Genomic DNA, 12,652 nt, shown 5'->3' with positions numbered 1-12,652 from the left:
GATAGTGGTAAAGTTTAGACTTAGAGGAGTTATAGTTTTGAAATTATAGTCAATACTATCTAAGCTCTCGTAAATCGTAATTCGTACTTCTCAAATCATTCTTACCATCCATGTGCATTTCTCACTTTCACCAATGCCGCAAGGATATCATTCCAGGTTTGCTGGTCGTTCATCACTGCATTTGGGAACATGCATCCATCCCAGCAGATATGCTTGAACGCTTTGGTTAATTCGCCTTTCTCATCGCGAAGCCAATAGCCAGCATCGTGAGCAATATCTAAAACTCCATTTGGATCAGTGGCTTGGCAATGTCGTCCTGTCTTATCATGAGACCCTGAACCGAAAACCGATCCGTCATTTTGAGCAACGTGGAAATCAATAGTCCAAGGTCTGAGTGCATCTGTAACAGTTTTCAAAGCTGCTTTTACAGCTTCTCGATCTTTTAGATCTGCGTCTTTAGGAAGTATTCTGTGCTCTGGAGCATTGTAGCCCATAGTATACAGAAAGGTATGCGACATGTCTGCCTGGAAACCAATATTCGGTCGATCAACCATCTCTAGCAGCTCCACCATGTATTTCCAGCTATGCATCGCGCCCCAGCAAATCTCACCTTCAGTCGCAAGTTTCTCACCGTAGCCAGCCGCTACATCACAGGCTTCACGGAATGTTTCTGCAATAATTTTCGTATTTCCAGCTGGATCTTTAGCCCAATCTTCTACGCCAGCAGCCGAATCAATTCTAACTACACCGTAGCTTCGAACGCCAAGATCATTTAGCTCCTTACCGAATTCACATGCTTTGCGAACCATTTCTACAAAAGTCTTGCGCTGATCAGCAGTTCCCATCGCAGATCCAGCCCAAATCGGCGCGACTAAAGAGCCTGCAACTAAATTATGTTTTTGAAGCTTTTCCGCTAGAATCTTGGTTTCATCAGAATTATCCAATTTGAAATGAGGCTCAAGCAAACCTAAATCGACTCCGTCAAATTTCACCCCATCAACTTCAGCTGCTGCTGTCATCGCCAGAAGTGAATCAAACGGAATTACAGGTTCAGAATCTGCTCCTTTGCCCACTATTCCAGGCCAGGTAGCATTATGTAGTTTTGGAAAATTATTTTGACTCATTGTTAAGTGGGTTTTTAGTTATTAAATACGGACCGAAGCTGGGAGACAGAAGACGGAAGAAGTCCCCCTTTCAGTATTAAGCATTCGATGTTCTACATTTATTGTTTTCTAGTTTGCTAACTGAATACTGCGACTGAAATCTACTTTATTCCAGTACGTTCAAGTCCGGATTATCAGGACCAAAATGCTTCAGCATGACAATAGGATCAGTCTTGGAGTGGTTGGTGATTTTCACTCCTGCCTGCGCAGCCTTTTCAGAGACAAAATACTCATCATGTGTCAACTGTCCAAAGCGAATCAAAGCTGGAGTTTCAATATCCCAATCATTCATTTTGCCATAGCCTTGCATCATGATCATTCCGTATGCTGCAGAATCTTTGATGGTTACTGTTTGCCCAGGGAAAATTGTCAGCTCTTTAGCACTGTAATCATGTGAACGGTAGCAAATCCATTTGTCATCGTACCCCTTGGCATTCATTTCTGCTCTATCTTCAACTGGAATTGGCTCCATGTAATGGTTATCCATAATGTTTGGATTGACATTCAAATCCCAATCAATCATCTCGACCAATAAGTCATAGTCACCCCAACGATCTTTTGGAGTGGCATTCCAAAGCAATTCATCTGGAATGATTGCTTCGTTCACCAAAGACTGGTACATGGCAAAAATATCAGAAGCTTTCTGCGGCTCATAGGTACACAAAGAACCTGGAGCATGAAGCATTCCTGGAGGCACATTCCAACCCGTACCTGGCTGAAGTCTAAAAGCCTGAGAATAGTTAGTGATTTTATTATCTCCTTTATTGAAATTCTTCAGGCACTCAAGAATAGTTTCTTTGGATGTTCCTGGAGCAATTCCAAAGAAAGTGTATGGGAAATCTCCCCCATGATTATTCACTTGAGGAGGAAAATAATATGCTTCTGGCTTCCCGTTTTGCCCAGTCAGCTTACCAAACTCATCACTCGGATGAATGTGGTGTGGAAGTGGGCCCATGTTGTCAAAAAACTTGGAGTACATAGGCCAGGACTTGTATTTGTCCCAAAGTCTGCTACCTATAATTTCCCCTCCTAATTCGTCTATTGCATCTTTCAAGAGAAATAACTCCGTCTTGCCGCCTTCTTCGAAAGCAACATGACTCAAGCCCTCATTCTTGCTAGTCAGCGGGCCATTTTCAGCTGGCGTGGTAGATGAAAACCAACGTTCATCAATACCTCCACGCTCACCGCCTAAACTATAATAATCATCTGGATGAAGCTTGATTCTTCTGCCTGGCACACAAAATGACCGAGGCACCCAAGTTGGGGTTAATCTAAGGATTCCTTCTCCCTGCTCGAGAGCTTTTTTTGCTAAACTCATGGGTTTATTAATTTGAAATTTGAGATTCTTTATTTGAAATTGAATTGGAAGACTGAAACATTGAAAAATTAGAAAATCCTTCAGAGCATTTCATCTCTTCACATATTTTACATTTTAAATTCTTTGACTGAGGCCCCCTTTAGCACTTCCATCTTGATTTCGTAGGTCCTGCTTTCTCCGGGTTCAAGCAAAATCAATGTTCCATTTTCACGAGCAGCGGCTTGACCGATTGGAGGATTTGTAGCTGGTTCTAGTGCGGTTACATATTCATTTTTACCCCAGTGCTGCCAGTTGATGAGCCAAGGCATTTGCTTTTTGGAGAATGAAATACTTAAGCCAAGCTCTAATTCGTCATTCATATATCCACAAGTGACCTGATCATTTTGGTCCGCTTTTGGAACTATGAAAGCCACATCTTCACCAAAAGCCGAGTGCTCGTCTAATGGCGCTGCGCACTTGGTAAACTTGTTTTGCTTATTAAAATCCGACATAGAATCATCATTATCCCTAGGTTGGATGTCGCCTCTCCATACTATTCGTGTACCCTCATTGATCAAGGGCCAGCCGCAATTGATATGGTATAACACCATGTGAGGAGCAGGTAAATTTCCCCGATTGAAGACCTGGTCTTTGATGTTGATTTCTGCCCTACCTAAAGTTCCTGAAATGGTTCTTTTCAATTCCAGGCTTGGACCAAAAGTCGTTGTCTCACGAATGACGCCTACGATTTCAAAATCCAGATTTCCAGAATAAATATCCGGCTGCTTGATAGAGATCAGTTCGGCAGGTGTATTACTGTAATTGCCATGCAATCCGCGACTTCCAGTATCATCTTCATTAGGAGGACCCATAGAGGAAATCCCGCAGGTAGTCAGCAATCCACCACCGAATGTTCTTAACCAATCAATTCCTTGATTGGAAAAAGGTTGGGAAGCCACATGTCCCGCATTGCTGATCCAAGATAGGCTATGTTCATTGTGAAAGGCATCCAGAATATCCATACCGCGATCCAGCACCACTTTATAGCGGAGTCCTGTGCCAGTATTAATCCAAGCAATACGGGTCCCACGTCCTGCACCGTTATCAAGAATGGAAGTTTCTATTCCGCCTACCTGACGAAAATTGGACAATTTACCTTTCCAATTGGATGGATCTGAGAGGTTCATTATTGGGTCTTTGACTAGTCTGTAATCTATTAAAAAGGCCTTCCGACACTGTCCTGCCCTATATGGGTCAGGTTTGAAAGATCGGGAATAAGTTATGCAACTTATGAGAGAGAAATTAGCCGTTAATAAAAAAATGGGCCCAAGTTTTTCAACGTAGGCCAATTGATTATTACGTATGGTTCAAGGGTTCAGACTTGGACCTAAAACATTGCAGTCTTTAAACTGCTCTTTTACTCAACTTGAAATATATCAAACAGCCATTAAATCCAACTAGTTAATGAGTAAAAAGTGACTAGCGTTTTTTTGCAGTCCGGAGACTGCATAATGATGAGTCCAAGACTGAAGGCTTGAACTAGACGCGTGTAGCAATTCCGAGTCAGGATAAACAAAAAATGCCCCATACTTTTCAGCAGGGGCATTTATACTATTAATCTTAATATTCTACTTATTGCTTCAGCATAATATCCTTGTATTGAACTTTCATCGGTGGTCCGACATGTACCTGCACACCGAGGTATCCGGATTCCATTCTGTTTTTAGGGTCTTCATCATGTACCTCAGACATCAATTGACCATTGACGTAGTGCTTTAAAACATTGCCTTTAGCCACAATGTGAATACTATTCCATTCACCTGCCTTGATCAATGCCCCAAGCTCTGCGCGATCTCCTATTTCCTTTTCTACATTAAGGCCTTTCCAGGCATTCCGCTCTACAAATTCACGGACTCCTACACCTTCAGGCTGAGAGGTGATTTTTGTCTCCTGACCTCTATAGGCCAAGGTAGCTCTCTTGCGTTCTTCGTAGTTTTGACCGGTATAATTATTCTTCCCGTCAATATCTGCTTGGTAACCTTTCAAAGCATAAGGCACATCTTCTACCAGTTCACTTCGGTAATTAATGCCAGAGTTTCCACTTTCAGAAATCATAAACTCAGCTTTCAGCTCAAAATCTCCTGGCTGTCCCCCTTGCCAAATCAGGAAGGTATTAGCTTTCAATAGCGTTTCTGGAGTGATAGTACCAGTAATCGCTCCGTCTTGCACAGACCAATACACCGGATCCCCGTCCCAGCCAGCCAGCGATTCCCCATCAAAAATAGACTTGAATTCAGCCTCTGCACTGATCATTGGTTCTACAGCAATAGTTTTCTCCGATGGCTGCTGGCAATTCACCAATCCAATAACCATCATTGCACCAAAGCCTAAGGCTTCAATTCTTAACCATTTAGACGTAAATAGATTTTTCATTCTTCTGCTTGGGCTTTAGTTTGATATACCTCATGATTAGGATTGCCACCGGACACTAAGTAAGCCATCAAATCTTTCAGCTCTTCCTCATTCAATCTGTTGATCATTCCTGGCATCATGATAGAGATTTTGGAATCTTTGACTAGGACCACATTGCTTTTCTCCACTTTACGCAAAATATCAGGAGAGAATGGATTCTGGGAAACTGAGTAACTAGTTCCATCTTCATTGATTATTCTACCCATCACAGAGCTTCCATCTTTCAGTTCAATCACGCTTGCTACATATTGCTCAGAAATCTCATCACTTGGGTTGATGGTAGCTTCCAAGATATCTTTTGTAGAGAACCGTGTTCCCAACTGAGATAAATCAGGCCCAATGATTCCACCTTGACCACCCATAGTATGGCAAGAAAGACACTGAGATGCTGCAAACATTGCTTTTCCTTTAGCTAAATCTCTACCATGTAGATCTGCCATTAAAGGCTCTGCTTCTTCCACTGTCCATCTTCTACCTGGGCCTTCTGGTTGAATATCCGTATTGACTAGGTCGTTTCCATTTCCCGTTAATAGTGCAGCACCAGAAAGTTCATTGTATTTATCAAAATCACTTTTTGCTACATGGGACAATGCCATTTTTCTAGCTCTATCAATAAAGCCAACATAGCTACGACCTCCTTTATACTTGAACGCATCCTGAATCCAAGTAAAATATTTCTCATGAAGTTCTGGGGTCCAACCAGCTTCTGCCCCACCAAGAACGGTAGCAAGATATGTCTGCTGTGCTGGCGGAACATTTGCCAACATATTTGCTATGTCCAATCCGTACTGCGGATTTCTCATGATTAGATCTGAAGAAGAAGTAAACGTCTTCTGATAATCAGGATCATCTTTCGCATTTTCAAGAAGTGCCAAAGTTTTCTCAACTGCATCAGGAGCATCCAAATACACTAGAAGCACAGCCAATGCACGGTCAAGATTATTATTATTTGCTGGGTAATTCGAATCCAAATAAGCTACTAAATCAGATTTGAGCGAACCTGTTGGCTCACCTTGTCTAGCTAATATCAGTTCAAAAGCACGCAATAAATCTTGCTTACCTTTTTCATTCAAACTCTTATAATCAATCCCCATCAACGCCTGGATCATTGGGGCTCCAGCTCCTTTTTCTGAATGTCTCGCTAAAGCAATCATTGCCTGAGTCAAAACTACCGGATCTTTCTCTGCCAGTGCTTTGGCTTTCCATGAGCTTATTGGCTGATGTTCTACTGCTATTCTGGCAGCATACTGTACAAATCTATCTGGGCTATTCAAGTGTGACCAAGCCAGATCTAGGCCTGAAGCTGGAGCTCCATCTACGTGAAGGGCTTCTAGTTCACGACGGGTTTTGGCCTCAGCAGGAAGATCGTCCATTGTCAATGAGCCTTCATTTCCTTCTATGTCTCCTTCATAATAAACTCTATAAAGATCTGATTCCAATCTCCTACCCCCAGTCATAAAGTACATCGCTCCGTCAGGACCAATTACCCCATCTGTCAAAGGCAATGGAGAACCAGAGATAAATTCTTCCGCATTGGCTTCATACGTACCTCCTTTTGGAGTCAAAGTCATAGAATAAATAATTCCAAAACTCCAATCAAATGCAAAAAGTGAGTTTCTGTACTTAGCAGGGAATTTAGCACCTGTTCCAAACATTACATTGGTAGGCGATCCTTGTCCTATGTTCTGTGTAGCGGGTAGGTTATCAGGATAGTTTGGTGACCACTTCTGGTTACCTGTTCTCCATCCATACTCACTTCCTGAAGTTACGTGACAGATTCTAGTTGGACGGTACCAAGGCATTCCAAAGTCCCACTCCATGTCAGAATCATAGGTAAATAAATCTCCAACTTCGTTGAATGCAATATCAAAAGGGTTTCGGTATCCAGCTGAGATTAACTCCCAATTCTTTCCTTCGGGGTCAATGTTCGCTACCCATCCACCTGGAGCCATTCTGCTGTTTGCATGCCCTCTTGGATCTTTGATTTCCGGGAAAAGATTGTCTTCCTGCCATACTTTAGGAAGTCTGTAAGAATCCATTTCTGGCACATCTGTATGATTTCCGGCTACAATGTAAAGTGACTTACCATCTGGCGAGAGCTTGATGCTATGAGGTCCATGCTCACCTGGCTGACCAGTAAAGCCTTTGATCTTAGTTACCGACTCATATTGATCATCGCCATCCAAATCCTGAATTCTATATAAACCAGTGCTTTCTTCAAAAATCTCATTCCCATTGTGATTTACCATCACATATAGACTGTTAAACGCATACAACAATCCTTGAGCATAACCCATTCCTACCTGCGGCTCAGCGACATTACCGATGATCAGTTTTTCCACTTTTGGCTCCAGAGATGCAGCACCAATCTCAGGGATTTCTAATCTGTATAGAAAACCATATTGATCAGCTGTGATCAGTCTGTTTTTATCATCAAAGGTCATCGCGACCCAAGAGCCTTCATCCTTTTCTCCTGGACTTAGTAGGTGTTCTGCCACAAATCCATCTGGCAGGTTTAGCTTATCTAATTTTGGGTTTCCAGTAAGCTGTCTTGTTTTGGATTCTTCCACGTTATCAGATGCACAGGACACTGAAAAGAGGGCCAGCACTGATAAGAGAAATAAATTCCTTATTGAATAATTTAATCTCATAGGACAAGTGTTAATTGATAGCAATAGTTAGATTTTTAAATTGGCGAATAATTTCTCAACTCAGAAACCACTCATGAAATATACTGTCTATTTTTTTGCTTAGTATTCTTTCAGAAAGTAACAAAAGCAAAAATCAGAAAACCCAACAGTATAGATATAATCATACCTATTTGTTGGGTTATCCTAATCTTTTAATATTAGAAATAAGGACTCAAGTCAGACTCTGCTGCTGGATAAGCATAAAACTTCTTGATGTTGGTAAATGCATTACTTCTTGGAACTGCTCCAGCTATTGGTGGGTAGTAGTAATCAAGAGGGTTTGCAATGATTCGCTGTCCATAAGGCACGATTATTTCCTCGATCCTATCGGTTCTCACTATATCAAACCAACGTTTGTTTTCAAAAGCAAGCTCTACTCTCCTCTCTTTGAAGATAGCCTCTCGCATCTCTGCTTGACTAGTTGCAGTAGTAGGCAAAAGTCCTGCTCTCTCTCTAACATCATTTAAGTATGGCGCAGCCTCACCTGGTTTACCTTGTTCATTAAGCGCTTCTGCCATAAACAATAGAACCTCTGCATAGCGATAGATCACCCAGTTAGTTCCTGTGTTATTATGCTGAGAGTGGTGTTTTGCATGCTTTTTAATGTAAGGATAGTTCTTGTCATCTCTGAAGCTACCCGCAAGGAAAACATTACCGATAGAAGCTTCTTTTCTCAAATCACCTGCCTCGTAAGCAGCAATAATATCTGGCGTAGGGATATTGTTTCCTTCTCCATCAATATTTTGAGGATTGCTTGTTCCCATGATAGGTTGAAGCTCAGCTGCACTGATAGGCCTTGGCATAAATTGATAAATAAAATTACCATTCAATCCAGCTGCCCCCTCAATAAACTGAACTTCAAACACAGACTCCATATTATTCTTGTTTGAGGTATTCCCAGGAAAAGCCATTTCATAACTTGGCATCAATTGATACCCATGAGTTAATACAGGAGATAAGATCTGTTCTGCTGCAGACCATTTCTTTTGATGGATATATACATTTGCTAAAAGGGTTCTTGCCGCCCCTTCAGTTGCTCTGCCTGGTTCCTGATTCGCTTTTTTTGGCAATAAAGGAACTGCCGCTACCAAATCTTGCTCAATCTGAGTATAAATTTCTGCCTCAGTAGCTAAAGGAAGTGCTGCCTCTTCTCTGGTAGCAACCGGAGTCAAATGAAGTGGAACAGATCCAAAATACCTGACTAATTCAAAATAGGCATAAGCTCTTAGAAAAAGCGCTTGACCCTTCACATTTGCTTTAGCAGCAGCATCAAAATCAACGTCATCTATTAAAGAAAGTATTTGATTCGTTCTTGAAATAATGAGGTAATCCTGTCTCCATTGGTTCAATACGTGTGTATTAGCAGTGGTACCATTAGATTCAGGCACTGAGAAATCAGCTAAATCCTCTTGGTTATCCGTCGCACCAAAGAGTACATTTCTTGCATAGTAGGTATTATCGGAGTGCATCTCTGATAGTAACCAGGAACGGTCATTTGTAATTGTCCTCAGCGGAACGTAAGCTGCATTTACAGCCTGTTCAAAGTCAGTTTGATTTTTGAAAAAGGTAGCCGAACTCAATTGAGTTTCTGGGACTACCGTAAGAAAGTCGTCGCAGCCTGTGAGTGCTATAGTTGACACTAAGAAGGCTAAGATATATTTTTTCATTTTTTTTCTTTTTTAGGTGAATGAATGAGGTGAACTACTTTCGATTAGAAAGTAACATTAACACCAAAAGTGATTGTACGAGGCACTGGGTATCCAGCCAAATCCACACCTGGACTTAGGTTTCCTCCATCTCCATTTCCGTTGTTCTGCATACTAACCTCTGGGTTTGATCCACCCCAATAATCCGTAAATACCCACACATTCTGAGCAGAACCATAAATTCTTGCTGATTTGAATGTTTTTGGTAGATTCTTGAATGTATATCCTACAGTGATATTTCTAATGGTGAAATAAGAGGCATCATACACGAAGTTGCTATTTGCCCAGTCACGTTCTATACCAGTCACGTTACCGCCACCTACTGTAGTTCCAAAAATACCTTCACCAGGATTCTCTGGAGATCTAAAGCGATCAGCTACCTTAGCTACCATATTAAACACCCCGTCTAAATTCGCAGTAGAATACAAGTGTCTCATATACAACTGATTTCCCTGAGACCCTGAAGCTGTGATGCTTGCATCCCAATTTTTATAAGCGAAATTATTGATGATACCATAGGTAAAATCCGGGAATGGATTTCCAATAATAGTTCTATCATCATTATCCCCACCGTTTGTAATAACTCCATCACCGTTAATATCTGCAAGCTTAATACTTCCTACAGTAGATCTGCCTGGGACTTTTGGAGAGTTTGCCAAATCTTCTTCATTGGCATAATTTCCTAATTTTTTAAGTCCATAAAATTGTCCGAAAGGCTCTCCTACTTTAGTGATGTGATAATCGCCATAAACTCTATCAATACCATCTGCAAGCTCAAGCACTTCATTTCTATTAAATGAGATGTTTGCATTGGTAGTCCATCTAAAAGCTCCTGTTGTATTTACCGAAGTAACTGAAAACTCATGGCCCCAGAATTTAATCTCTCCGATATTATCATTGAAATTGGTGAATCCTGATTCTTGTGGCACCTGCACTGCATACAGCAAGTTTGTAGTATTCTTGGTATAATAATCATACACGAAGGTGATTCTATCTTCCCATAAGCCTAGGTCCAAACCTATATCAAATTGGGTGGTAGTCTCCCAGCCTAAGTTTCTATTGCTCAATGAGGTAACCGCTGCACCAGGGAATACGGTATTCCCAAAAGCAGCATTAATCGTATTATTAACCAATGCATATTGAGTATAGTTACCAATATTATTGTTACCCGTAACTCCGTAGCTAGCTCTCAATTTGGTAAAGGAAACTGTAGAACTAGTATTTAGGAATCCTTCATCAGAAAGTACCCAACCCAACGAAGTGGATGGGAATATCCCCCAACGGTTATCTTCTCCAAAACGTGATGAACCATCACCTCTAACAGATGCAGTGAATAGATACTTCCCTTTAAAATTATAAGTAAGACGAGAGAAAATTGAAGTCAAAGCCCACTCGTTTACATCTGAAATCGTACCACCTCTGTTAATATTAATCGCTCCTTGAATAGTAGGAAGTCGATCGTCAGCATAGGTATCTGCTGCTATTCTCGTACGATCTTGTCTAAATTTCTGATTGGAAAAACCTAACAACATTTGAAAATTATGATCTCCTATAGAGTTGCCATAGGTGGCAATATTTTCATTCAGCCATGATAAATTTTGATATTCGTCTCTCACTGACCTTGCCACAGTTGGGATGGCCACATTGATTTGATTAGTGGCAGTGGAAGGGTTGAAGAAGAAGTAGTTGGAGTTGTTGAGTTCCGTATTAAAAGTGGTCTTAAGTGATAAACCTTTAATTGGCTTCCATTCAAAATAAGTGTTTGCTAATACATTGATGACTTTCGTCTCATTTGTGATCTCATCTGCCGATCTCAACCAGTTTGGATAAGCAAAGATATTTCCTGTATTGGCAGGGAATCTATTAAACGAGGTCAATTCTCCATTTTCCTCATAAATCGGCATCACCGGCCATGTGTGGAGTGCATTGAACAAAATACCTGTTCCTCTTGATCCATCGGTTTGCGGCGTGTTGTCATACACATAACTAGGAGCAACATTGATTCCCATGTTTACTTTTTCAGAAACGGCATAATCTGTATTTAATCGAAGTGAATACCTTTGGTAGTCAGTATTTCTTACGACTCCTTTCTGATCAAAAAATCCGGCAATAACTGCCGTATTAACCTTCTCCTTATTAGAAGTTACTGTCAAGTTGTATGAAGTAACAGGAGCTGTTTCTAGCATCGCACCATACCAATCATTATCATTATTTCGATAATCAGCAGGATTTTGGAAAATCTCAGGTACAGGCTGACCGGCATCTGTATAATATTCCTTCTTGAATTGAGCAAATTCTTCAGCATTAAGCATTTCCAAACGGCCATTTTCAGGAACTGTCTGCCAGCCTGTAAAAACATTTAGATTTACATTAGTCTGTCCCGCCACACCTTTTTTTGTAGTAATCAGGACCACACCATTTGCAGCTCTAGATCCATACAGCGATGTGGATGCCGCATCTTTCAATACAGTGATCTCCTGGATTTCGTCAGGATTCAAGGCATTAATATCACCTGTGATCGGAAAACCATCCACAACATATAAAGGCGAACTACCACCTGAAACTGACAATTGGCCCCGAATACGAACATTCATTCCTTGACCCGGCTTTCCTGTAGTCTGATTAATTTGAACTCCAGCCAATCTACCCTGAAGCTTTTGGGCTACAGAAGAAACTGGAAGATCTTTTAATTCCTTTTCGCTGACGGATTGAATTGCACCTGTAAGCTCTTTCTTGATTTGGCTACCATAACCTACAACTACTACTTCAGAGAGGTCAGAGGTAGAATATTTAAGCGTCACTAAAATATCAGTTGAATTTTGGGTAACTACCACTTCATTCGTGGTAAATCCAATAAAGCTGACTACCAACGTCTCGCCAACTGAGGCTTGGATGGTAAATCCACCGTCAATGTCTGTTACGGTTCCTGATTGTGTGCCTTTTACGGAAACTAGAGCTCCTGGAACAGGCTCATTATCATCTTCAGACACAACTTTTCCTTTCACTGTTATCGACTGTGCAAATGATGAGGACACAGATACGATAAACAAGGCTAATAAAAACCCAACAAACCGGGTTTTTATTAATAATTGATAATTGTTTAGCATAGGATTGGGTTTAATTATTAATTATAAAACACAACCAATTAACCTCTCTAATACCCCTTTCCTATCCTGCACTATCCTGAAACAAACCATCTTAAAACATATTTAAAAAAATATGCTATACAACAGCACTGTACAGGATAGTTATATAAATTAAATTATATAATAGAATAAAAAACAGCATAAGTAAATAATAGAAATATAATAACAAACACTACCA

The 12,652-nt window shown here is 40.8% G+C and carries 7 protein-coding genes; all 7 read right to left on the bottom strand.

The window, feature by feature from the left end; translation table 11 throughout:
* Window positions 1-101 precede the first annotated feature (101 nt).
* The 7 genes from QOL76_RS15975 to QOL76_RS15945 all read right to left on the bottom strand — a co-directional run bounded on the left by QOL76_RS15975 (window position 102) and on the right by QOL76_RS15945 (window position 12,435).
* Entirely contained in the window at window positions 102-1,124 is a 1,023-nt protein-coding gene (locus QOL76_RS15975; protein WP_283413975.1) for a sugar phosphate isomerase/epimerase family protein, read from the bottom strand.
* Between the two features lie 145 nt (window positions 1,125-1,269).
* Window positions 1,270-2,481, bottom strand: a complete 1,212-nt coding sequence (locus tag QOL76_RS15970) for a cupin domain-containing protein (RefSeq protein WP_283413974.1) — start codon at window positions 2,479-2,481, stop codon at window positions 1,270-1,272.
* Window positions 2,482-2,588: 107 nt separating this feature from the next.
* Window positions 2,589-3,647: an aldose 1-epimerase family protein gene (locus tag QOL76_RS15965; RefSeq protein ID WP_283413973.1), complete on the bottom strand. Its 1,059-nt coding sequence runs from the start codon at window positions 3,645-3,647 to the stop codon at window positions 2,589-2,591.
* 445 nt (window positions 3,648-4,092) lie between these two features.
* A complete protein-coding gene (locus tag QOL76_RS15960; protein ID WP_283414046.1) occupies window positions 4,093-4,773 on the bottom strand; it encodes a 3-keto-disaccharide hydrolase in 681 nt (226 codons plus the stop codon).
* A gap of 116 nt (window positions 4,774-4,889) precedes the next feature.
* Entirely contained in the window at window positions 4,890-7,583 is a 2,694-nt protein-coding gene (locus QOL76_RS15955) for a c-type cytochrome (RefSeq protein WP_283413972.1), read from the bottom strand.
* A 197-nt stretch (window positions 7,584-7,780) separates the two neighbouring features.
* Window positions 7,781-9,289, bottom strand: a complete 1,509-nt coding sequence (locus QOL76_RS15950; protein ID WP_283413971.1) for a RagB/SusD family nutrient uptake outer membrane protein — start codon at window positions 9,287-9,289, stop codon at window positions 7,781-7,783.
* A gap of 44 nt (window positions 9,290-9,333) precedes the next feature.
* Window positions 9,334-12,435 (bottom strand): SusC/RagA family TonB-linked outer membrane protein, encoded by a 3,102-nt coding sequence (locus QOL76_RS15945; RefSeq protein WP_283413970.1) that lies wholly within the window; start codon window positions 12,433-12,435, stop codon window positions 9,334-9,336.
* Between the last annotated feature and the right edge of the window lie 217 nt (window positions 12,436-12,652).

Origin of the sequence: Algoriphagus winogradskyi (genome assembly GCF_900182815.1) — a bacterium.
Classification (GTDB): domain Bacteria; phylum Bacteroidota; class Bacteroidia; order Cytophagales; family Cyclobacteriaceae; genus Algoriphagus; species Algoriphagus winogradskyi.
This window is presented reverse-complemented; position numbering and strand designations above follow the sequence as displayed.